We start from the raw sequence: 21231 nt of genomic DNA, 5'->3' as shown, positions 1-21231 counted from the left end.
GGAGTCGTTTTCGTGGCCATCATCGAACAGGTCGGAGCGCGCGAGATTCTGGATTCGCGCGGCAATCCCACTGTCGAGGTCGAGATCGCCCTCGACGACGGCACCCTGACCAGGGCGGACGTACCGTCCGGCGCGTCCACCGGTGAGCACGAGGCCGTCGAGCTGCGTGACGGTGGCGATCGCTACAACGGCAAGGGTGTCACCAAGGCCGTCGAGGGTGTCCTCGACGAGATCGCGCCCGCCATCATCGGCCTCGACGCCGTCGAGCAGCGCGCCGTCGACCAGGTCCTGCTGGATCTGGACGGCACCCCGGACAAGTCCCGCCTCGGCGCGAACGCCCTGCTCGGCGTCTCGCTGGCCGTGGCCCGCGGTGCGGCCGAGTCCTCGGGCCTCGAGCTGTTCCGCTACCTGGGCGGCCCGAACGCCCACGTGCTGCCCGTGCCGATGATGAACATCCTCAACGGTGGCGCGCACGCCGACACCGGCGTCGATGTCCAGGAGTTCATGGTCGCCCCGATCGGCGCCCCCACCTTCCGTGAGGCGCTGCGCTGGGGCACCGAGGTGTACCACTCGCTGAAGTCGGTGCTCAAGGAGAAGGGCCTGTCCACCGGTCTCGGTGACGAGGGTGGCTTCGCCCCCGACGTCGCGGGCACCGTGGAGGCCCTCGACCTGATCAGCGTCGCCATCGAGCGCGCGGGCTACAAGCTCGGCACCGATGTCGCGCTGGCGCTCGATGTGGCCGCCACCGAGTTCTACACCCCCGGTGAGGGCTACAAGTTCGAGGGCCAGGTCCGCACGGCCGCCGAGATGGGCGAGTTCTACGCCGACCTGCTCACCCGGTACCCGCTGGTCTCCATCGAGGACCCGCTGTCGGAGGACGACTGGGACGGCTGGGTCGCGCTGACCGACGCCATCGGCGACAAGGTGCAGCTGGTCGGCGACGACCTGTTCGTCACCAACCCCGAGCGCCTCGAAGAGGGCATCGCCAAGGGCGCCGCCAACGCGCTGCTGGTGAAGGTCAACCAGATCGGCACCCTCACCGAGACCCTCGACGCCGTCGAGCTCGCGCACCGCAACGGCTACAAGACCATGATGTCGCACCGTTCGGGCGAGACCGAGGACACCACCATCGCCGACCTCGCGGTCGCGGTGGGCTCGGGCCAGATCAAGACCGGCGCTCCCGCCCGTTCCGAGCGGGTCGCCAAGTACAACCAGCTGCTGCGCATCGAGGACGCCCTGGGCGACTCGGCACGCTACGCGGGTGACGTGGCCTTCCCGCGTTTCACCGGCGAATTCTGAGCAGCAGCAGTACCGCAAGACAGGCAGTGAGATGACGGGGCGGTAGCGAATGACCGAGCGACGTGCGCGTGGAACCAGTCCGGGTGGACGAGGCGACCGCCGCACGTCGCGGGCCGCACGCTCCCGCCCCAGTCATCTCGACGCCCCCGGCCGCCCCGCCGCGGCCAAACGCACCACCCGGCGCCGCCCCGAATCCGCCGCAGGCGCGACCACGGGCAAGCGCAAGCCCAGCGGCAAGCTCGAGCGCAGCGAACACACCATCCTCGGTCTCTCGACCGGCAAGGCGGTGATCCTCGCTGCCGTGCTGTGCGGCCTGGCGCTGACCCTGGCCGTGCCGACCCGCACGTACTTCAGTCAGCGGGCCGAGGCGGCCGCGCTGGCCCAGCAGCGGGCGGAACTGGACGCCGACCTGGCCGTCCTGCGCGATCGCCGGGCCCAGCAACAGGATCCGGCCTACATCCGGTCCGAGGCCCGCGACCGGTTGCGCCTGGTGATGCCCGGCGAAACCCCCTACATCGTGCAGATCCCCGGCATCGAAGCACCGGCGCCGCCGCCGATGAGCACCCGAACAGCGGCGCCCGACCCCTGGTACACCGACCTGTGGCGCAGCATCTCCGAACCGGCCCCGGAAGGACCAAGGTGACCGCACCGAACGAGCGCGACCTCGAGATCATCGCCCAGCAGCTGGGCCGCGAGCCGCGCGGTGTCCTCGCCGTCGCCTACCGCACCCCCGACGGCCTGCCCGCCGTGGTGAAGACCGCGCCGCGCCTGCCCGACGGCACCCCGTTCCCCACCCTGTACTACCTGACGGACCCGCGGCTCACCGCCGAGGCGAGCAGGCAGGAATCGGCCGGGGTGATGCGCGAGATGACCGAACGCCTCGCCGCCGACCCCGAGCTGGCCGCGGCCTACCGCGCCGCGCACGAGAGCTACCTGGCCGAGCGCGACGAGATCGAGTCGCTCGGCACCGATTTCACCGGTGGTGGTATGCCCGATCGGGTCAAGTGCCTGCACGTGCTGATCGCCCATTCGCTGGCCAAGGGGCCCGGCGTCAACCCGTTCGGTGACGAGGCCGTGGCGCTGGCGGCCGACGCCGGTCTGCGCGGCACCGCTATCCCCGCCGACTGGCCCGCCGCCCGCACGTCCGGCGAACCGGCATAATCGCGGACAGCACGCGGCGCCGGTGCACCACCTCGCACGGCGCTCGGGCCGACCAGGAGGAACATCATGACTGAGCGCATCGCCGCGGTGGACTGCGGCACCAATTCGATCCGTCTGCTGGTCGCCGAGGTCGGCGCCGACGGTGGCCTCACCGACGTGCACCGCGAGATGCGGATCGTGCGGCTCGGCCAGGGGGTCGATGCCACCGGCCGGCTCGCGCCCGAGGCGATCGAGCGGACGCGTGTCGCGCTGGCCGATTATGTCGATGTGATGCTCGCGCAGGGTGTTTCGCGCGTCCGGATGGTCGCCACCTCGGCCACCCGCGACGCCGCGAACCGGGACGACTTCTTCGAGATGACCCGCGCCGAACTCGGCCGGGTCGTCGACGGCGCCGTCGCCGAGGTGATCACCGGCGACGAAGAAGCACGACTGTCCTTCGCGGGCGCGGTCGGCGAACTGTCCGCTGACGCCGGGCCTTTCGTCGTAGTCGACCTGGGTGGTGGCTCCACCGAACTGGTCGTCGGCGACGCCGACGGCGTCCAGGCGGCCTACTCCGCCGACATCGGCTGCGTGCGGATCACCGAGCGCTGCCTGCCCGGCAATCCGCCGACGGCCGAACAGGTCGACGCCGCCCGGGAATTCGCGGAGAGCAAGCTCGACGAGGCCTTCGCCAAGGTTCCGGTCGACAAGGTGCACACCTGGGTCGGCGTCGCGGGCACGATGACCACCATCACCGCCGTCGCCCTCGATCTGCCCGAATACGACTCCACCCGCGTCCACCTGACCCGGTTGAGCCTGGCCGAGGTCCACCAGGTCTGCGACCGTCTCGTCGGCATGAACCACGACGAGCGCGCGGCCCTGGGCCCGATGCACCCCGGCCGGGTCGATGTCATCGGCGGCGGCGCGGTCATCACCGAGGTCCTGGCCGACGAATTGGCCCGCCGCGCCGGTATTTCCGAACTGGTGGTGAGCGAGCACGACATCCTCGACGGCATCGCGATGTCGATCCTCGGCTGAGCGGCGCGCCTGCTGTCGCTGCGGCGGATCACCGCGCTGCTGATCCGGCCCGCCTGACACGACATCGCCGCGCACGTGGTGCTTCGGCGCGCGGCGATGGGGGCGGTCAGGATCAGGGGAGCACCTGCGGGATGACCTCGGGTGCCACGGCGCCGACGACCGCGCCGATGAGCGCGCCGATGAGGGCATTGGGCAGGCCGATCAGTCCGGTACACGCGAAGAACACGATGACGGCCATGATCCCCGGCAAGCACATGATCGCGGCGAACGCCAGGCCGACCCCGGCACCGAGGGCAGCGGCGTTCTGGACCGGGTCGGAGTTCTGCGCGCCCGGATTGGTGGCGATCGTCTTCAGTTCGGCGGTCGCGGCCTGAGTGACCTGCGGCGTCGCCGTCAGCGTTCGCCCGTCACGAGAGATCTCGGTGGCCACGGTGATGGTGTTGCCGCCCACGGTGCCGAAACTGGTCGGCACCTGGGCGATCGGGCTGCCGGTCGCCGACTCGACCATCAGCGTGCCGTCCTGGCCGCGCACGAAGCGCCCGTCGTCGACGGTCGCCGAAACGGTGCGCAGATCCGGCGTCACCGACGTGCTGTAGCCGATGCCCTCGGCATTGCCCACCGAGGACAGCCCCCGGGCGAACCGCGCCTGCTGATCGGAATCGACCTCGGCCGAGGCGACACCGGCGAACGCGACGGCTACCACTACCGGCAGGGCGGCGGCGAGCACCCGCCGCACCACGCTGGAACTCGAGTTCTGGAACATATCGGAGAAACTCCCTCTCCGAATTCGCCCGAAGATTTCGACCCCCCGGGAGAATCCGAAATTTCGTGGTCGATGAACGCAGATGATTCGGAATGCCCCGCCCCCTTGGATGGATTTCCTTGCCCGCTCTATTCACTTCGGGCGAGTAGGGGAGCCCTCAGGGCGGGCCGGATCGGAGCGCGATAGCGGCGCGGGGCGATCCGCTCGGGCACGGGCGCCGGCCCGAGCGCGGCGACCAATTCCCGGCGCCGCTCGGGCCCGATGAACCGCCGGTCGCGAAAGGTGAGCGCGCCCTCCATCGCCCAGAGCATTTCCAGATTCAGGCCGCGTACGTCCGCCGCGCGCAGTCGCCGATAGGTTTCCACCGAGCCGAGTTCGGTGAGATCGTCGAGCGAATGCACGTCGGCCTGCGCGAGCATCTCCGCGGCCGCGTGGCCGAGTTCGGCACCGCGTCCGCGATATTCGCGAATGCGCAAATGCGCGTCACCCCGGATGGTTTCGGCCTCGCTCCAGACCGCGGCGCGCAAGGCATCCGGGGACGCCGGAATTTCGGCGCGAGCGAGAACCCGGGATCGCGCCTGCCGGGCGACGCCGACCATCGGGCGAAATGCCCGGAAGATCTGGATTTCCCCGTTGTGGCCGCGCCGCCATTCGTCCAGATACACGTGATCGGTTCCGTAGCGGGCGGAATCGAGTCGCGCCGCGTCGACCGCCCACACCCGGCAGTCGTCGGGGGTGCGCGGGGTGAGCACGAGCATCCCGCGGCGGCGCGTGATATCCCCGCCGACGCGGCGATAGCGGTGCTGGGCACACCACGCGACCAGCGCCCCCTGCTCCACAGTCCGGTCCAGCCCGAAGGTCCGCCAGCGGACGGTCCCCGCCGAATCGCCCTCCCACACACGCTGCTTCAGCCCCGTGGCGGCCTGATCGTCGAACCGGGTGTGCCAGCCCGGCACCAGCACGATGGGATCAGCGGGATCGGCGTCGAATGGCGTCGGCACCAGGAACTCCCGGTCGATGAGGATCACGGTCCCCGGCCGCGATTGATACGACAGCCCCCACAGCAGCCGGGACAACAGCTTCGCCCCATGGTCGTCCGACAGCACATGCCACGTCTCGTGGAACCGATTCGTACTGAACCGGGCGTGCGTCCCCGGCCGCGGCACGATCACCGTCCGCACACCACGAACTCCCCGCACCGTATACCGATGCAGTTTCAACCCATCTGCGATATCCCGGGCATTCCCCGGCCGTTGTCTTTTCATCCCCTCAAGGAGGCCACATCGCCCAGCACCCGGGCAATCGCTTTTCCGACCGGCTAGGTCCGTTGCCCCGACACTCCCATCGTGAAGCTCCTCGCCCACTCCCAGCGGCACGATGCGGACTTCCTCCTGGCCGCCGCCGAAGAAGCCGCCTGGCCCAGTTCACCCACTCCGACCCGTCGATCTGCCGGTAGCGAGCCCTCGGCAACACCTGGATCGGGCGGGGTTGGCTTGTCGGCGCCGCAGTGGGCTCGTCGTAACGGTTGGTGGCTGGTTGCGGGTGTCGGGGTCTCTAGGGGCCTACTGTCTGGTTTAGCAGTGGGATGGCCCGAACCGGGTTGCCGCCGGTTCACGACGAGCGAGGTGGTGGGACTGCCATGGTCGACGGGGCGGTTTCCGGGGGTGCTGATCATTGGTCGGGTAGCCGACGGCTGCTGGCGGTCCTGCTGGCGATGGCGATGTTCGTCCTCGTCGTGGACACCTCGCTGATGAACGTGTCGATCTCGGCGGTGGTGCGCGACCTCGACACCACCGTCAGCGGTGTGCAGTCCGCGATCGCGCTCGAGGCGCTGGTGTCGGCGGCCTTCATCCTGATCGGCAGCAAAGTCGGGGATCTGATCGGCCGCAAACGCGCCTACGTGCTGGGCCTGCTCGGCTACGCGACCGGGGCGACCGCGATGACGCTCGCGCAGAGTCTCACCGCGGTGATCGTGCTGTGGGCCGTGGTCGGTGGTATCGGTGCGTCCCTGCTGTTGCCCGCGATGCAGTCCCTGGTGCACGGCAACTTCCACGGGGCCGCGCAGAAGAAGGTGTACGCACTCGTCGGCGCGGCGGCCGCGATCGCCGCCGCGGTGGGGCCACTGCTCGGCGGCTTCGTCACGACCTACCTGTCGTGGCGCGTCGGGTTCGCGCTCGAGGTGGTGATCATCGCCGCCGTCCTGTCCGGTATCGGGCTGGTTCGCGACGTGCCCTACACCGGGTCGCGAGGAGTCGATGTGGTCGGTGCCGCGCTGTCGGTCGTGGGCATGGGTGGCATTGTGCTGGGGATCCTGGTGTGGCAGGAAGGTGGCGAGGCCGTCGGGCTCTTCCTGGTGGCGGGCGCGGCGGCGTTGATCGGGCTCGCGTATTGGCTGATCCGACGGAAGCGGCGGGGCGAACCCACTCTGATGGATCCGGACCTGTTCCGGTCCAAGGTGTTCCGGCTCGGGATCACCGGGCAGATGCTCCAGCAGATCGCGTTGGGTGGCACGATGATCGCACTGCCGATCTACCTGCAGATGGTGCTCGAGTACAACGCGATGCAGGCGGGCCTGTCGCTGGCTCCGTTGTCGCTGAGCATGTTCGCCGTCGCGCTGCTCGCGGGGAAGGAGGCAGGGTCTCGGCGTTCGGCGCCGATCATCCGGTGGGGGTTCATCCTGGTCACCGTCGGTATCGCGGTGCTCGTCCCGCTGGTGCCCCGCGCGGAGTTCGGGTGGGCGCTGCTGCCGCCGCTCGTCGTCGCCGGCGCGGGCTTGGGTCTGCTCGTCTCGCAGCTGAACAACTACACGCTCGCGCCGATCTCGGAGGAACGGGTCAGCGAAGCCTCGGGCACCAACTCCGCCGCCGGGTCGTTCGGCCTCTCGTTCGGTCTGGCGTTCGCCGGCGCGGTCATGCTGGCCACGCTGTCGCTCACCTTCACCGCGATGGCGAAGTCGAGCGAGGTGCTCCCACCCGCCGATCAGGCGCACGTCGCCCAGGTCCTCGAGGACGACGCGCAGGTCATGAGCAACACCGAACTCGAGTCGCTGCTCGCCGGCCAGCCCCCGGCGATCCGCGACGAGATCGTCCGGATCAACACCGACGCGCGGCCACTCGCACTCCAGGCGGCGCTGCTCGTGCCGATCCTGGCCGGACTGCTCGGCCTGCTCAATTCGTTCCGGATGGTGCGCGAACCCGAAGCGCCGCCCGCAGCATCGGGTCGGTCCGCAGGGTGACGGCCTTCTGCGTCCGGCCGAGTTCGTCCAGGTAGAACACCTCCTCGTAGAGCGACTGCGCGAAATTCGCCGCCTTCGCGCGCCCAAGGGGCATCGCGATCATCTCCCGGCGCCCGGCGTCGATTCCGCCGGCCGTCCGTTCCTGGCCGGTCCACAGCCAGATCGGCACCCCGATCGCCACCGCGAGTACCACCTAGATGAGTGCCGCCCCCCAACTGCCGAATCCTGCCCGGAACGTTAGACATATTGCCACCTTTGTCTTATCTTGGAGTCATGAGTTCAAAGACGTCTCATGTGGTCGGGTTCGAGCTGCGCTCCGGGGAAACCTGGCGCGACCCCTGGTCCATGTACTCCGCGCTGCGTGACCAGGATCCGGTCCACCGGGTCGTCCCCGAGGGGCGGGAGGCCGACGACTTCTACGTGCTGTCCCGCCATGCCGACGTCTGGGCGGCGGCCAAGGATCCCGAAACGTTCTCCTCCGCAGCGGGATTGACCGTCGACTACGTCGACCTGGCGGCGGCCGGCTTCGGCGCCGTCAAGCCGTTCGTCTTCATGGACCCGCCCGAGCACACCGACTTCCGGCGCCGGGTGGCGCCGGGATTCACGCCACGCCAGGTGAATTCGGTGGAGCCCGCGGTGCGCAGGTTCGTCGTCGAGCGCATCGAGCGGCTGCGCGCGGCGGGCGGGGGCGACATCGTCGAGGAGCTGTTCAAGCCGCTGCCGACCATGGTGGTCGCGCACTATCTCGGGGTGCCGGAACAGGATCACGGCAAGTTCGACGAATGGACCGAGAACATCGTCGGTGGCGCGGTCGCGGGCGCGGGGCTGGCCGCGGGCGATCAGAACGCCTTCACCGCGGTCGGCGAGCTGGTCGGCTACTTCACCGAGCTGATCGCCCGACGCCGCGTCGAACCGGGCGACGACACCATCTCGCACCTGCTGGCCTCCGGCCTCGGCGAAGACGGCGACAACGAGGGCATGATCGCGATCCTCGGCTTCGCGTTCACGATGATCACCGGCGGCAACGACACCACCACCGGCAATCTGGGCGGCGCGGTCCAGCTGCTCACAGCCGATCCCGACCAGCGCAGGCTGCTCATCGACGACCCGTCGCTCATTCCCGACTCGATCGAGGAGTTCCTCCGCATGACCTCGCCGGTGCAGGGCCTGGCCCGCACCACCACCCGCGATGTCGAACTGCACGACACGACGATCCCCGCGGGCCGTCGCGTGCTCCTGCTCTACGGCTCGGCCAACCGGGACGAGCGCGAGTTCGGCCCTACCGCAAGCCAACTCGACATCCGGCGCAACCCCAAGCGCATTCTCACCTTCAGCCACGGCCACCACCACTGTCTCGGCGCGGCCGCCGCCCGCATGCAGGCGCGCGTCGCACTCGAGGAACTGCTCGCTCGCTGCCCCGACTTCGCCGTCGACCTCGATGCGGTGCGCTGGTCCCAGGGCAACTACGTGCGCTGGCCTGTCTCCGTCCCATTCCAGGCGGTGGGCGCGGCATGAGTGGCGACTGGCTGGCCACCGACCGGGCCGATCTGGCCGCCGAGCGCATCCTCGACGCGGCTGCCGAACTGTTCGCCGAACACGGGGTGGCCGCGGTGGGGATGCGCGATATCGCCGCCGCGGCCGGGTGCTCCAGGGCGACCCTGTACCGCTACTTCGACAATCGTCACGCCGTGCGCATCGCCTTCGTGCATCGCGAGACCCGTCGCATCGTCGCCGACCTGGCCGAGCAGGTCCGCGACATCGCCGACCCCGGCGAGCGCATTGTCGCCGCGATGCTCGGCGCGATCGCCGCGGTCCGCGCCGACCCGCTGCTCATCGCCTGGTTCCGCCCCGGCGATTCCGGCACGGCGGGCCGCATCAGCCAGGACTCCGACGTCATCGAATCCCTCGCCGGCGCGATGTTCGCCGACGCCGACCTCAGCGACCCCGAACGCAGCCGGCTGGCCCGCTGGCTCACCCGCATCATCGTCTCGTTCCTGGCCACCCCCGGCCGCGACGAAGCCGACGAACGAGCCATGCTCCGGGAGTTCGTCGCCCCGATCATCACCCGTACCGCCCCCACCTGGGCCGACCGCTGATCCATCGGTCGAGCGTCAGGATCTGAGTTGCGTCTGTCCATCGATGTGCTCGGCGCCGGAGAATGCGCGTGGCTCCGGCATCGCGCACACCATCCCGTCGGACATTCCGGTCGGCTGCACACCCAGGCCTTGGTTGAGCCGGGCCCGCTGGTTCTCCCAGGCGATGGTCGCGGCCAGCTCGGTCAGCTGGGTTTTCGACAGGTGGGTGAGCAGGGTGTCGCGCAACTCGTCGATCCCGACCGCCGGAGTCGTCGTCATCGCTTCCGCGAACGCGATCACCAGCTTCTCCAGCTCGGTATAGGCCTCGCTGGTCCGGTACCGGGGCAGGTCGGTGATCTGCTGCCGGGTCAGGCCGCTGGTATGCGCCATCGCCGATCCGATGTCGAGACAGAACTGACACGCCACCAGCCCCGCCGTCTTGAGCTCGGCGAGCTCTTTGAGCCGGGGATCGAGCTTGTTGCTGAACAACAACGCCGTCTCATAGGTCATGGTCGCGGCCGCGATCTGCGGCCGCCGCCCGAGCCACCCGACCAGATCACCCCGATTGCGCCGGGCTTGCCTAATTACCTTGGCGTAGCCCCTGATTCGCTTGGCAACCCGCATCGATAACACCCCTTCGTGTCGGCGATTCGCTTACCTACGAACCTACGCCGGTAGGTCGCCGAACCCCAGGGTGAACCGCGTCGCATTTCCCCGGCGAAGGCTGGGGCCCGACCCCGTCAACTAGAACGTGTTCTATATTTGAGGCACGGTTCCGGCGATCCCTCGGGAGTTCAGATATGTACCAGTGGTCCGACGAAGACCTGATGTTCCGCGACGCGGTGCGCGGCTTCATCGCCAAGGAGGTCACCCCGCACGTCGACCAGCTGGAGAGCGGCGCGCTGCCACCGTTCGACATCATCCGCAAGCTCTACGCCACCTTCGGGCTGGACGAGATGGCGCGGGAAGGGCTCGAGAAGGCCATCGCGCGCGAAGAAGCGGGCACCACCGGCTCGGGCAAGTCGGGCGGCGGTTTCAGCGGTGCTGGCAGCATGGGCGTCATCCTCAACAGTGAGCTCGCCGGTGTCAGCCTGGGCCTGGTGGCCTCGATGGGTGTGAGCCTGGGCCTCACCGCGGGCACCATCCGCAGCCGCGGCACCCTCGCGCAGAAGAAGCGCTGGCTGCCCGAACTGGTCACCATGGCGAAGGTCGGTGCCTGGGCCATCACGGAGCCCGATTCGGGTTCGGACGCTTTCGGCGGCATGAAGTCCTATGTCCGCCGTGACGGCGAGGACTACATCCTCAACGGCCGTAAGACGTTCATCACCAACGGTCCGCATGCCGATGTCACCGTCGTCTACGCCAAGCTGGACGAAGAAGACGGTACCGACCGCCGCGACCGCAAGGTGCTGACCTTCGTGCTGGACAAGGGGATGCCCGGTTTCGTCCAGAGCCCCGCGTTCAAGAAGATGGGCATGAACTCCTCGCCCACCGGCGAACTGTTCTTCGAGAACGTCCGCATCACCCCCGACCGGTTGCTCGGCGAAACCGAGAACCCGGCCAAGGGCGACGGAAAAGACAGTGCCAAGGAATCTTTCGCGGCCGAGCGCATCGGCATCGCCTCGCTGGCGCTGGGCATCATCAACGAATGCCACCGCCTGTGCATCGATTACGCCAAGTCCCGCAAGTTGTGGGGCAAGGAGATCGCGCAGTTCCAGCTCATCCAGCTCAAGCTGGCCGAAATGGAGATCGCCCGGATCAACGTGCAGAACATGGTCTTCAACGCCATCGAGCGCACCGCCGCGGGCGACAAGGTGACCCTCGCCGAAGCCTCGGCGATGAAGCTCTACTCCTCCCGCGCCGCCACCGAGGTGGCGATGGAGGCCGTCCAGCTGTTCGGCGGCAACGGCTACATGGCCGAATACAAGGTCGAACAACTCGCCCGCGACGCCAAGTCCCTGATGATCTACGCGGGCAGCAACGAAATCCAGGTCACCCACATCGCCAAGGGGCTGATCGCCGGGTAGTCATTTTCCACGGTTCGAGCAGGTAGTCCGCTCGTATACTTCGAAGATGCGAATCCGCCGGGATGCCCTTGTCGGCGCCGTCGTCGTGGTCGCTGCGGCGGTCGTCGCCCTCGCGCCCTCGGCCTCGGCCACACCGTCCTCCGGCGTGACCGTCGAACCGCTGGCGCAGGTCGATGTGAGCGGATTCAGCCCCTTCACCTCGTTGCCGAGCAAATTCACCTTCCGGCGCATCACCATCGCACCCGGGGGGACCCTCGGCTGGCACTACCACGACAGCAACGTCTTCGCTGTCGTGACCGCAGGCGAGGTGACTCGATACGAGACGGACTGCGTGCCGACGACGTACTCCGCGGGGCAGGGACTGTCCGAGACTTTCGGCCCTGACCACGTGCATGTCGGCCGCAACCTGGGCAACGCGCCGGCCGAGCTGTACGTCGCGTACGTCAACCGCGCGAACGAACCGCTCTTCGTGGACGCCCCCGCCCCGGACTGTCCGTAGCCCTGGGGCTCAGGCGCCGAGGCAGGCCCCGGCGCCGCCCGCGGCGAACGCTTCGGCGCTGCAATAGGCGGCCCTCGGGTAATACGGGCCCATCGTGGTGGCCGGGTCGCTGCCGGAGTCTTGGGAGGCCTGGACCGACGACGGATAGAACGCCGCGCTCGGGGTCATGTTCCGCAGGAACAGCACCTTGTCCACGTCGGTGCTGCCCCAGGGAATCGCCGTCACGCTCGGATCGAGGTTCGCCGGCAGGTCCGCGGGCGCGGCGACCACGTAGGTGTAGTAGCCGGACTCGTCGATGGCGGTCTGGAAATCGGCTGCGCAGGCGACAACGGGATAGGGCGAGAGCAGGTCGTTCTGACACATCGACCAATACCGCACCTGCTGGCTCGGATCGGTCGGCGATTGTCCCGCCCGGGTATCCGGGAAGATCGGCGCCTTGCCACGCACCACCAGCAGGCGTCCCGGCTGATAGCTGATGCGCGTCCCGATGTACTTGTTGTCGCCGTTCGGAAACAGCCCGGCCGTGCTCGCCGGGTTTCCGAACGTAGCCTCCGGTCTGTTGCCGGGGAACGCGCCCGAGGCCGCCGCGGCGATCGCCCGATCGAAGGCGTCCTTGGCGACGTCGGCGACCGGGCCGGTGTAGCCGGCCGGGTCGAAGGGCTGCGCGCACGGCTGGCTCGGCACGTCGGCGCCCGCGATCGAGAGCTTCACCTCCGGCAGCGGAACGCCGCCACTGAGCGAGGCCGGGTCGGTCGGAACATAGACACGGACGATGACGAACCCGATCGGGGTGCTCTGCCCACTGGCGACAGCCTGCAGCTCGTTGCGGCTGTGGTCGGCCGGGCCGTTGACCAACTTCGCGTGCCAACGCTGTTGTGCCGCGGGCAGCGACGCGGCGGAGGCGTCGACGAACGGATTGGCACTGCCCGGGTCGGCGACGATCTGGTTGTCGCGCAACGTGTCCACCGTGTCGAGGTCGGTCCCGTAGGTGTTCAGCGAGAAATACCGGGCGGCCGGATAGGTACCGGACAACTCGATCGAGTCACCCGGCCCCAGCGCGTAGGGCATCATCCAATACGTCGAGTTCGCGTCAGGGAAAGCCACATTCAGCACGGTGTTGTTGGACATGAATCGCCACGCGCACAGCTGCGAGTCCGGCGGGGCCGCGGAGGCGGGCGCGGCAACACCCACCGCGGCCGACATCATGGCCAGCACACAACCTATGCGGACGATCAGGGCCAGAACCGAATGCATGACGATCCCTTCGCTGCGCTCGAGCTGTCGAAGAATCCACGCGTCCACGTCACCGCGGCCGTTTCCCGGATCAACATAGTGCCACTACAGGGAACCGAAACCCCGACTCGGCGGCTCTTGCGCGGCAGCGCCCACCGGGCGCGCACTCGACAGCGGGGTGTGGTCGGCCGACGGCACACCAACGCGGACAGTGCCCCCAAAGGGACTCGAACCCTGACTTGGCGGATTTTAAGTACCCCCAGCCCGCTTACAGCGCGCCCCGGCTACCTGCGGCGATGGGTCGGTGGATTGTGAGTCGCCGCAGGTAGAGGGCACTAAATCGCCACCTTTTGCTCACCGGCTGCGCACCTCTGACAGCCCGCCAGAGGCCGGGGTGAGGCCGGGGTGGCGTGCGGATCATTCGGGCGAGTTGTACCCGTTAGTGGGCAGGTCGTACTCGGCGTACGCACGCTCGGTATTTGCCCACCAGGCGTAATTCCACTCGCGATTAACGACAAGGCGGTCTGCCCACGGAAATGAATCCGCTCCCAATGTGCGGACTGCCGTTTCGATTCGATCGACAGCCCGTTCGAGGTGACGTGTCTGGATGTTGCTGATGCTGTCTTCGGCGACATGAAACTCGAACGACAGCTTGAGAACCCTAGGCGTGCTTGCCATTTCCTATGCCTTCCTCGAAAGAACCGCAACTCTCGTGAGAGTATGAGTTTCTCACGAGAGTGCGGTACTGTCAGGGCATCCGCCGATTCTTGTGAGGTCTGGTTCGAGCGGTCCGGGCGAGTGGACGATCCTGCGCGGCGGTGTCTAGTCAGCCGGTGCGGGTAGTCCGTCCAACAGCGCGCCGGGGGTGGTTTGCAAGCCAGCCGCGAACTTGAGGATGTTCTCCACTCGCGCGCTCCGTTGGCCGCGTTCCACCTGCCCGAGGTGCGTCCAATGCACGCCGATTTCGTCGGCGGCTGCTTCCTGGCTCCACCCGAGCTCGAGCCGCCGCGCACGCACCCGATCCCCGAACGCCTTCAGCGTCGGGTTGAGCGGTGGCTTGGTCGGCTTGGCCATGACGCACCAAGCACATATGTCTAGCGTGCATTGATCCAGAGTGGAATCGTCGTATAGGCAGGTCATGCTAGGTTTTCTCGCAAGTCGGGTACATGAGACAGCGAGGAAAATCGTCATGAGCAATGAAGCGCTCGGGATACTGATGGTGGCGGTGATGGTCGGTTTCGCCTGCGGGATCATCGCGGGGGTAATCGCTGCGAAGAAGAACCGGAGCCAAGGCGCGTTCTTCCTGTTGGGGTTCTTCTTCGGGCCGCTAGGTGTGCTGGCCACGGCGCTAGTTGGATCAGGCGCGCCGTCCGCTCCCGCTGGGATGCGCGCGGTGACTGCCCTCGCTGCACCGCCCGGCAGAACATCGACCATCACGCCACCGAGTTCGAGTGCTGGCAGTGCAAAACGACTGTGAGCAGTGCGCCTCCGGCGAATGCTGTGCAGCGCGAAGACTGGAAAGGCTGGCTGCGCGAAGGAAAGTAGTCGGCCATACAACAACGCCCTCCCGCCATGGCTTGCAACTCAGCGGGAGGGCGTTGTGCTGCACTCACCCAGCACCAACAGGACAGGTCAACTTCTTAGCGCTCAAGGTGTTGCAGCGTGCCGACCGCCGGAGTAAGTCGGCTTGCTCCGGAGGGCGCGTAGCCCGGACCAACGGGTCACCGCTCGGGGGTATGGGCGGGCATTCCCTGCGGGCTGTTGGCGTGCCTGCGGGTTGTGCAGTGTGCAGGCGTGCCAACGGCCGCGCGGGTTACATCAACGGCTTACCGCCGCACACGACGCCCGGCGTCTTTCCGCGGAGTTGCCCCCGCGCCGCGCACCTTGGCTCCGGCATTCGGCTTCACGGTGACGGTGACGGTGAGGGTCTTGGTCGGCTTGTCGAGCTTGGGGGTGACATCGAGCCGGCGGTCTGGCTTGCCGTGGTATCCGACGATGGCCTTACCGATCACTCCCCGGCCGGAAGGTGTGCGAAACTCCGCGCCGACCTTCACGCCCTTGTAGTCGCCACCCTGGCCGACCTCGAGGTTCTTCTCGAAGCTGCCCTGCACGTACGCACCCCGAACGCCAGCACTGACCTTGTGCGCGCCGGTACGCGCGGCACTGCGAGCAACCCGGCGTGCGGACCTGGCCGTGCCCGACACCTTCGCGCCCGCCACGCTGGCGAAGCGCCCGCGCTTGTCGCGCTTGTAGCTGCGTCGGGCCATCACGCACCGTCCGATCGGTGGGGCGGATAGGTAGCGCGCTCGGCCAGTTCTTCGCCTAGTGCGGCCAAGCCTGCGGGCTGTTCCATGGCCGGGGATAGTCCGGAATACTGCCCGCCCTGGCAGGGAGGAGTGAGCCCTTCGCCCCACGAGAACTCGCTAGAGCCCGCCGGGTCACCGTGAAACTTGCCTGAGTAGGTCATGCGCTGATTCCTTTCGCGCTGAGGCGATTACGAGCGGCGCGGGTCCGCTCCACAAACTAGGCGCACCCGCTGAGCGGCTATCGCCAGTGCCACGCAGGCGGCTCGTAGGTGAGGTCAGTGGTCACCTGGAGCACCGCAGCAGCACCGCGATGCCGAATGCCCATGCCGAACCCACGCGCGAAGAAACTGTCCTGCAGCGGGTACCGCTGATCGCGGCCCGGGATCACCCGCAGACCCTGATACGCCGGGTTGGTGTGCTGCCGCAGCGCTACCGGGTTCAGATCGCTGTTCGGGCCACCGGTCGCCACGCAGGCGACGTACCCAGCCGGGATGTAGTGCGATTCGATCACCCACGCCGGGCCATACGAACCCGCAACCGGCAACCCGCCGAACTCGCCCGGCGCAACCTTGCCGACAACGTTCTCCTCAGTGAGGTACGCCGGGGCGGCTGCACTGGGGATGAAGTCGAACCGGGGCAGCACATCCGCAGTTTCGGCGCCCTCGCGCGGGCGGCTGGGCACCCCGCGCTTGAAACTAGCGATCTGCTCACTCTGGGCGGGATTACAAAGAATCAGAAGACGGGTGTTCGGCTGGAGACCATAACCTTTGGAGCGCACAAGGCTGATCAGCAGTTCCAGGTCATCGCTGTCGATCACGCTTGCACCGCTGGCGAGCATGTGGTTCGAGACGCCGAATTCCTGCCCCGCATATGGCGGCGGAATCATCGCGTCGCCATTCCAGATCGGGTACACGTTGTGCTGGAACTCGTTCAGGCCCTGCGTGTTGTCGAACAGCCGCCGTAGCACTGTGCCGTTGACCAGACGATTGTCGGCGTTCACGGTTCGGTCGATAGTGCTGCGCACCTGCTCGGCGGTGGCATCACGCAGAAACTTCCACGTGAACCGGTTCGCCAGGTCGTAGTCCTTGAAGTCGTATCCCATGATCAGCGCGTCGGGAGCTGCGCGCAGGCTGGTGGGCTCGCCGAACTCCGACGCTTCCTCGAAGTGATCGGCACCGGGCACCTGCGGGATGGGATCGGCCACAGCCGTCGTAGAGAACGACACCAACGAAGCCAGATTGGACCGCTGGCTGTTCTGGACCGCCAGCACTTCGGCCAGTTCGTTCCAGATCTCGTTCAGGTTGACGCCGTCCGCCGTCCGCCGTCCGATTGACGAGTACGTCGCCTTCGGTGGCGTAGCCGGAATCTCCACCGATCAGTGGCAGCAGGTAGGGATCGCTGCGGTAAACCCAGCTGGGCTGAGGTGGGCGCGCAGTATGCGGGCGGGCGAACATGGGGCGCGCGAATACAGGTCGCGAAGTCGTCATTGGATTTCTCCATATCGGATCGAGCAGAAGGGTTCTTGAACCCGCACCGCGCCTGCGGTAGCGAGGATGGCCTCGAGCCGAACGGTTCCCGGTAGCTCCTTGAGCGCTGCTCCGGTGGGCTACGGGCGTCAACCCATTGTATGCCCCTGGCGTACAGCCTATTTGGCCATCTATGCGCTCGAATTGCTCAGCGCTTGGCAGCTGTACGCACCTGTGGTACAAATGGTTGCGGGCTGTTAGCGGCCCGCACCGCTGTTCTGAAGGCCGTGATTACATGCACGTGTACCTGAGGACGAATAGCGGCTATGTGAAGATCCGTGGCCCATCGCAGGTGGCACGGTGATATGTAGCCGATCAGTGGACAACCCCGAACGTTGGGGTGTGTCCGCAGGTCGGCTTTCGTCGTATCTGGGCACACCTCTCACCCAGAGAGGCAGCGATGAGCAGGACAACTACAGCCCCGGCGCGACGAGCCACCGAGGACTACTCCGAGCTCCCAACCATCTACGGCACCACCGGCGTAATTGCCTTCGCGCGAAATGTGCTCGGCGTTGAGGTCACCGCGAGCCTGGTTCGCCGATCAACCGAGGCTCGCCGCTTGCAGGTGTTCAAGATCAGCACTCGCAACGTCTACAGCGAGCGTGGCGTTTACGACTGGATCATGTCGCTGGCGCGAGGCGGCAACGCATGAGCGCACTGGTAGGCGGCGAGGCTAGGGACGAGTTCGTTGCGCGGGTCTGCGGAGGCTGGCGCGATGCCTCCTCGCTGGGCGACCAGATCGATTGCGCCCTGGATCCGGACAGGCTCCCGAAGGCTGACGGCGAACCGCAAGCTCGGCTGTCGGCCGGGGCGTGGGTGCATCCGGTGATCCTCGCAGCGCTGGAACGGGCGTTGCTCGACGAGGAGAACCGGTTGCGTACCACCTTTGCTGACGACGGTTGGTACGCGCGGCACCTGTTCGACTGGGAGCACTCGAACTTGCCGGACCGCCGCCCTATGTCCGCAGAATTCGGCTGTGGTGAAACCGACTGCGACGACTTCGGGCACGCGGGCACGTTGGCGGCAACGGCTGGCGAGAGTCGTGACTCTAACCGTGCGATATTCGGTACAGGACTCGCAGCGGCGACGACAGGTCCAGCCGGTTGCCGAGCGGTAGTTCTCCACGATCCGAATGCGCCCATGTTTACGCCTCGCTTCCGGCTGCGGTACTGGCGTGAATGGGTTGACGGAACGCCGACCGTGATCGCGTACCCAATTCCGCCCGGATATACGGCAGAACGGGTTTCGCGCGTCGTGTTCCATCAATTCGCCACGCGGTGCTACTGGTGCTGCACGCGCGTCGGTAAGGGCCCGCACGATGGCGGCGGGATGATGGTGGATTGCGGTGGGGCAGTGCACGTATTCCCAACTTGCCGAGCCTGCGCGGACAAGTTCGATACGGATCTGCACGATGCAGTGAAACACTGCTACGACTGGCCGAAAGAACGCCGAGCGCGATGGCGCAACGATGCTCAGCTGGATTACGTGACGGACACCAACTGGGACCACGCTACCGGCTGGCCTGCCGATCGCTGGAGGTAAACGAACGCCGCCCCGGCACAACCGGGTGCGGCGTTCGCCCTGGGGAGCGGAGCTTTCCCTATTACCTGATTTGTTCACCCCTGAATTAATTTCGGAGCCGAGGCGAACAGCCCCCAGCATACCGGCCCGCGTAATTCATGGCATCCCAAAATATTAGGACAATTATGCGGACAAACAAACCAGCGGGTGCGCCGCTACATATCCCGGATCGGTTGGCGGAAGTATGCGCCATTGATGCTGCCCTGGCCTATGCCGAGGCCGGTTGGTACGTGCTTCCCGTGAAGGCCGGAACGAAGAATCCGGGCTCGCTCGTCGGGGGCTGGGCTACCCAGTCCACGCGCGACGGCGAGACGATCCGCGGATGGTGGGCGAAGTGGCCCACTGCCGGAATCGCCTTGCACGTAGGTAGGTCCGGCGCGATCGTGTTCGACCTCGACGTGGACAACATCAACGACGTGCCGGTCACCTTCCGAAACCCGTTGCAGCAGGGTGTATTCCAGTCAACCCGCGAGGTAGGTGACCGTGGACACTACCTGTTCGCGGTGGGGGCGGGCGATCACTTCGGCAATGCGGCCGGGGCGTTCGCCAGTTTCGGGGAAGTGCGTGGCAAGAACGGGGTCATTCTCGCGGAGCCGTCCGTGCATCCTGACGCCAAAGCGAAGGGCGGTCGGTACTACTGGCCTTCGCCGGGGAATCTGCCTCCGCTACCGGCTGCCCTGCGTGCGTGCCTTCGTGCAGCCGGTGACGAAGCGCCCTCGATGTCGTTTGCCGAGCTTGAGCAGTTTTACGCGGCACACAGTGCCTATGGCCGCCCGCAGGCGCTGGACGGCGTAGTTAGGGTGCTCGAAACCGACCTTTCGGGCGGTATGGCCCGGCACGATGCAGCCCGCAACGCCCTGGCGATGGCCTTTAGGGAAGCGGCAGCCGGATGCTATTCCGCTCGCGACGCTGCCGACCGCATTGAGGCGGTGTTCGTCGCGGCGTTCGGTGCAGACAAGGCGGGCCGTGTGCGCCCTGAGTCAGGAGAATTCGCCAGGGCTGCGCGCTGGGCGGCTGCGCAAGCCGGTCTCGTTGCGCCAGCCGAGACCCTGGCCCGCCTGGACCGCGACGACCCGTCGCTGCGTGCAATTGACGAGGAATCGTTTTGGGCTGCTCGCCCCGAACTTGACCACCTGCGTAGGTTTGCTCGGGCGCGGCGTGTTTCGCCATGGGCGATGTTCGGCGCAGTGTTGGCGCGTGTGGTCTTCACCGTCCCGCCGCGTGTGGTGCTCCCGCCATTGGTCGGCGGTGCCGCAAGCCTGAATCTGTTTGTGGCGCTGGTCGGCCCGTCTGGGAACGGTAAGGGTGCAGCCGAACGAGCAGCAGCCGACGCGGTCAGCCTCGGTACCGCCGTGTACGAAGCTACCCCCGGTAGTGGTGAGGGCATCCCCAAGCAGTATGCCTACAAGTCCAAAGGCGAACAGGTGAACGTCCGGGATTCGGTGTTGTTCTCGGTTGCCGAGATTGACACGCTTTCTGCGTTGGCGGGGCGCAGCAGTTCCACCCTGATGCCTGAGCTGCGCAAGGCGTGGATGGGTGAGCGGTTGGGCTTCGGCTACGCGACCGTGGACAAGGCCGTGCCGATTATGGGCCACCGCTACCGCATGTGCCTGGTGGCAGGTGTGCAGCCGGAGCGCGCGCAATTCCTGCTCGATGACGCCGACGGCGGTACCCCGCAACGCTTTCTGTGGTTCCCCACCACCGATGCAGATGCGCCCGACTGCCCGCCCGAGGAGCCGCAGCCGTGGTCGATTCCGGCATGGTGCTTCGGTGAAGAGCGCCCGGCGTTGGACACCGGCACCGGGTCTCAGCCGGCCGAGACCCCCGGCCAGGGGCCGCGCGTCAAGTTTGGCGGAGGGGAATTGCTGCTTGAGCTGCCGGTGGACGCGCGCAGGCTGGTGAAGCTCAAGGTTCCGCCGGAAGCTGCCGAGCAGACCGACCGCGCCCGGCTTGCGCGGCTAAGGGGTACGGCTGCCAGTGAGCTGGACGGGCACGCGCAGCTAGCCCGGTTGAAAGTGGCGGCTGCGCTTATGGCCCTGGCTGGCCGCACCGACAAAGTCTCCGACGAAGACTGGCACCTTTCCGAAATTGTTATGGCGGTGAGTGACCGGGAGCGGTCGCGGGTGCTGCAAGTGCTGGGGGCCAGAGCCGAGCAGGTGAACCGCAGCCGAGGTCGAGCCGAAGGCGAGCGGGAAATCGCCAGGGCGGGGGTTGTGGAAGAGAACAAGCTGGACCGGGCGGTGACGAATCTTCGGCGGCACCTGGCGAAGAAGCAGCGCCTGACCCGCAAAGACGCAAGGGCGGCATTCCGCGCCGACTTGCGCGACCTGATTGACGAAGCGGCAGACCGGCTGATTGCTGCAAATCTGGCCGAAAAGGAAGAGGGCCAGCAGGGCAGTTACACGCTGGTGTGGAGCGGGGACTAATGCGGGCGGGTAATGCGGCTGGGGGGGTACGGGGGTGTACGTGTACACCCCCTGCCGCAACGCAAACGGGCGAAAACCAAAGA

At 67.1% G+C, this 21231-nt stretch carries 22 protein-coding genes; 13 read left to right on the top strand and 9 right to left on the bottom strand.

What is annotated here, in order from left to right:
• Positions 1-12 precede the first annotated feature (12 nt).
• From eno to ACFVAV_RS01590, 4 genes are all read left to right on the top strand, one after another.
• A complete protein-coding gene (eno, locus tag ACFVAV_RS01605; protein WP_379028427.1) occupies positions 13-1299 on the top strand; it encodes a phosphopyruvate hydratase in 1287 nt (428 codons plus the stop codon).
• 49 nt (positions 1300-1348) lie between these two features.
• The gene (locus ACFVAV_RS01600; protein WP_379028425.1) at positions 1349-1942 is read left to right on the top strand and encodes a septum formation initiator family protein; all 594 of its coding nucleotides are present in this window, start codon (positions 1349-1351) and stop codon (positions 1940-1942) included.
• Positions 1939-2460, top strand: a complete 522-nt coding sequence (locus ACFVAV_RS01595; RefSeq protein ID WP_379028423.1) for a DUF501 domain-containing protein — start codon at positions 1939-1941, stop codon at positions 2458-2460. Before ACFVAV_RS01600 ends, ACFVAV_RS01595 begins: the two co-directional genes overlap by 4 nt.
• A gap of 66 nt (positions 2461-2526) precedes the next feature.
• Positions 2527-3477 (top strand): exopolyphosphatase, encoded by a 951-nt coding sequence (locus ACFVAV_RS01590; protein ID WP_379028421.1) that lies wholly within the window; start codon positions 2527-2529, stop codon positions 3475-3477.
• 112 nt (positions 3478-3589) lie between these two features.
• Here the strand turns inward: ACFVAV_RS01590 and ACFVAV_RS01585 are convergent, their stop codons facing one another.
• Positions 3590-4240, bottom strand: a complete 651-nt coding sequence (locus ACFVAV_RS01585) for a hypothetical protein (protein ID WP_379028420.1) — start codon at positions 4238-4240, stop codon at positions 3590-3592.
• 128 nt (positions 4241-4368) lie between these two features.
• The gene (locus tag ACFVAV_RS01580; RefSeq protein WP_379028418.1) at positions 4369-5616 is read right to left on the bottom strand and encodes a TfoX/Sxy family DNA transformation protein; all 1248 of its coding nucleotides are present in this window, start codon (positions 5614-5616) and stop codon (positions 4369-4371) included.
• 263 nt (positions 5617-5879) lie between these two features.
• Between ACFVAV_RS01580 and ACFVAV_RS01575 the strand changes: the two genes are divergently transcribed.
• On the top strand, positions 5880-7475 hold the full coding sequence (locus tag ACFVAV_RS01575; RefSeq protein WP_379028416.1) for an MFS transporter: 1596 nt from the start codon (positions 5880-5882) through the stop codon (positions 7473-7475).
• Here the strand turns inward: ACFVAV_RS01575 and ACFVAV_RS01570 are convergent.
• A complete protein-coding gene (locus ACFVAV_RS01570) occupies positions 7408-7656 on the bottom strand; it encodes a hypothetical protein (RefSeq protein ID WP_379028414.1) in 249 nt (82 codons plus the stop codon). The genes ACFVAV_RS01575 and ACFVAV_RS01570 overlap by 68 nt on opposite strands.
• 92 nt (positions 7657-7748) lie before the next feature.
• Between ACFVAV_RS01570 and ACFVAV_RS01565 the strand changes: the two genes are divergently transcribed.
• Together ACFVAV_RS01565 and ACFVAV_RS01560 are read left to right on the top strand one after the other, a co-directional pair.
• The gene (locus ACFVAV_RS01565; RefSeq protein WP_379028412.1) at positions 7749-8990 is read left to right on the top strand and encodes a cytochrome P450; all 1242 of its coding nucleotides are present in this window, start codon (positions 7749-7751) and stop codon (positions 8988-8990) included.
• A complete protein-coding gene (locus tag ACFVAV_RS01560; RefSeq protein ID WP_379028410.1) occupies positions 8987-9571 on the top strand; it encodes a TetR/AcrR family transcriptional regulator in 585 nt (194 codons plus the stop codon). Before ACFVAV_RS01565 ends, ACFVAV_RS01560 begins: the two co-directional genes overlap by 4 nt.
• Before the next feature lie 15 nt (positions 9572-9586).
• Here the strand turns inward: ACFVAV_RS01560 and ACFVAV_RS01555 are convergent, their stop codons facing one another.
• Positions 9587-10174 (bottom strand): carboxymuconolactone decarboxylase family protein, encoded by a 588-nt coding sequence (locus ACFVAV_RS01555; RefSeq protein WP_379028409.1) that lies wholly within the window; start codon positions 10172-10174, stop codon positions 9587-9589.
• A gap of 176 nt (positions 10175-10350) precedes the next feature.
• Between ACFVAV_RS01555 and ACFVAV_RS01550 the strand changes: the two genes are divergently transcribed.
• Complete coding sequence (locus ACFVAV_RS01550; protein ID WP_379028407.1) at positions 10351-11577, top strand: acyl-CoA dehydrogenase family protein; 1227 nt, start codon at positions 10351-10353, stop codon at positions 11575-11577.
• Positions 11578-11623: 46 nt separating this feature from the next.
• Positions 11624-12076: a cupin domain-containing protein gene (locus ACFVAV_RS01545; RefSeq protein WP_379028405.1), complete on the top strand. Its 453-nt coding sequence runs from the start codon at positions 11624-11626 to the stop codon at positions 12074-12076.
• 9 nt (positions 12077-12085) lie between these two features.
• On the opposite strand, the gene ACFVAV_RS01540 is transcribed toward ACFVAV_RS01545, so the two are convergent.
• From ACFVAV_RS01540 to ACFVAV_RS01530, 3 genes are all read right to left on the bottom strand, one after another.
• Positions 12086-13330 (bottom strand): hypothetical protein, encoded by a 1245-nt coding sequence (locus tag ACFVAV_RS01540; RefSeq protein WP_379028403.1) that lies wholly within the window; start codon positions 13328-13330, stop codon positions 12086-12088.
• A gap of 396 nt (positions 13331-13726) precedes the next feature.
• Entirely contained in the window at positions 13727-13987 is a 261-nt protein-coding gene (locus tag ACFVAV_RS01535; protein ID WP_379028402.1) for a hypothetical protein, read from the bottom strand.
• 144 nt (positions 13988-14131) lie between these two features.
• On the bottom strand, positions 14132-14383 hold the full coding sequence (locus tag ACFVAV_RS01530) for a helix-turn-helix domain-containing protein (protein ID WP_379028400.1): 252 nt from the start codon (positions 14381-14383) through the stop codon (positions 14132-14134).
• Positions 14384-14498: 115 nt separating this feature from the next.
• On the opposite strand from ACFVAV_RS01530, the gene ACFVAV_RS01525 reads away from it, so the two are divergent.
• Positions 14499-14786 (top strand): hypothetical protein, encoded by a 288-nt coding sequence (locus ACFVAV_RS01525; protein ID WP_379028399.1) that lies wholly within the window; start codon positions 14499-14501, stop codon positions 14784-14786.
• Between the two features lie 349 nt (positions 14787-15135).
• Here the strand turns inward: ACFVAV_RS01525 and ACFVAV_RS01520 are convergent, their stop codons facing one another.
• Positions 15136-15576, bottom strand: a complete 441-nt coding sequence (locus ACFVAV_RS01520; protein WP_379028397.1) for a hypothetical protein — start codon at positions 15574-15576, stop codon at positions 15136-15138.
• A 277-nt stretch (positions 15577-15853) separates the two neighbouring features.
• Positions 15854-16987, bottom strand: a complete 1134-nt coding sequence (locus tag ACFVAV_RS01515; protein WP_379028395.1) for a hypothetical protein — start codon at positions 16985-16987, stop codon at positions 15854-15856.
• 554 nt (positions 16988-17541) lie between these two features.
• Between ACFVAV_RS01515 and ACFVAV_RS01510 the strand changes: the two genes are divergently transcribed.
• The 3 genes from ACFVAV_RS01510 (at position 17542) to ACFVAV_RS01500 (ending at position 21148) form a co-directional block, all read left to right on the top strand.
• Positions 17542-17793: a hypothetical protein gene (locus ACFVAV_RS01510; RefSeq protein WP_379028393.1), complete on the top strand. Its 252-nt coding sequence runs from the start codon at positions 17542-17544 to the stop codon at positions 17791-17793.
• Positions 17790-18683: a hypothetical protein gene (locus ACFVAV_RS01505; RefSeq protein ID WP_379028391.1), complete on the top strand. Its 894-nt coding sequence runs from the start codon at positions 17790-17792 to the stop codon at positions 18681-18683. Before ACFVAV_RS01510 ends, ACFVAV_RS01505 begins: the two co-directional genes overlap by 4 nt.
• A gap of 164 nt (positions 18684-18847) precedes the next feature.
• Complete coding sequence (locus ACFVAV_RS01500) at positions 18848-21148, top strand: bifunctional DNA primase/polymerase (protein ID WP_379028389.1); 2301 nt, start codon at positions 18848-18850, stop codon at positions 21146-21148.
• Positions 21149-21231: the final 83 nt, after the last annotated feature.

The sequence above is a fragment of the Nocardia sp. NPDC057663 genome, assembly GCF_042799895.1.
GTDB lineage: Bacteria > Actinomycetota > Actinomycetes > Mycobacteriales > Mycobacteriaceae > Nocardia.
Note: the sequence above shows the minus strand (reverse complement) of the source record. Positions and strands in the feature narration are given on the sequence as shown.

Excerpts from the sequence above, each read along its gene's own strand:
- ACFVAV_RS01600 (WP_379028425.1), top strand. The coding sequence starts at position 1,349 with ATGACCGAGCGACGTGCGCGTGGAACCAGTCCGGGTGGACGAGGCGAC.
- ACFVAV_RS01590 (WP_379028421.1), top strand. The coding sequence starts at position 2,527 with ATGACTGAGCGCATCGCCGCGGTGGACTGCGGCACCAATTCGATCCGT.
- ACFVAV_RS01585 (WP_379028420.1), bottom strand. The coding sequence starts at position 4,240 with ATGTTCCAGAACTCGAGTTCCAGCGTGGTGCGGCGGGTGCTCGCCGCC.
- ACFVAV_RS01575 (WP_379028416.1), top strand. The coding sequence starts at position 5,880 with ATGGTCGACGGGGCGGTTTCCGGGGGTGCTGATCATTGGTCGGGTAGC.
- ACFVAV_RS01565 (WP_379028412.1), top strand. The coding sequence starts at position 7,749 with ATGAGTTCAAAGACGTCTCATGTGGTCGGGTTCGAGCTGCGCTCCGGG.
- ACFVAV_RS01560 (WP_379028410.1), top strand. The coding sequence starts at position 8,987 with ATGAGTGGCGACTGGCTGGCCACCGACCGGGCCGATCTGGCCGCCGAG.
- ACFVAV_RS01555 (WP_379028409.1), bottom strand. The coding sequence starts at position 10,174 with ATGCGGGTTGCCAAGCGAATCAGGGGCTACGCCAAGGTAATTAGGCAA.
- ACFVAV_RS01550 (WP_379028407.1), top strand. The coding sequence starts at position 10,351 with ATGTACCAGTGGTCCGACGAAGACCTGATGTTCCGCGACGCGGTGCGC.
- ACFVAV_RS01545 (WP_379028405.1), top strand. The coding sequence starts at position 11,624 with ATGCGAATCCGCCGGGATGCCCTTGTCGGCGCCGTCGTCGTGGTCGCT.
- ACFVAV_RS01540 (WP_379028403.1), bottom strand. The coding sequence starts at position 13,330 with ATGCATTCGGTTCTGGCCCTGATCGTCCGCATAGGTTGTGTGCTGGCC.
- ACFVAV_RS01535 (WP_379028402.1), bottom strand. The coding sequence starts at position 13,987 with ATGGCAAGCACGCCTAGGGTTCTCAAGCTGTCGTTCGAGTTTCATGTC.
- ACFVAV_RS01530 (WP_379028400.1), bottom strand. The coding sequence starts at position 14,383 with ATGGCCAAGCCGACCAAGCCACCGCTCAACCCGACGCTGAAGGCGTTC.
- ACFVAV_RS01525 (WP_379028399.1), top strand. The coding sequence starts at position 14,499 with ATGAGCAATGAAGCGCTCGGGATACTGATGGTGGCGGTGATGGTCGGT.
- ACFVAV_RS01520 (WP_379028397.1), bottom strand. The coding sequence starts at position 15,576 with ATGGCCCGACGCAGCTACAAGCGCGACAAGCGCGGGCGCTTCGCCAGC.
- ACFVAV_RS01510 (WP_379028393.1), top strand. The coding sequence starts at position 17,542 with ATGAGCAGGACAACTACAGCCCCGGCGCGACGAGCCACCGAGGACTAC.
- ACFVAV_RS01505 (WP_379028391.1), top strand. The coding sequence starts at position 17,790 with ATGAGCGCACTGGTAGGCGGCGAGGCTAGGGACGAGTTCGTTGCGCGG.
- ACFVAV_RS01500 (WP_379028389.1), top strand. The coding sequence starts at position 18,848 with ATGCGGACAAACAAACCAGCGGGTGCGCCGCTACATATCCCGGATCGG.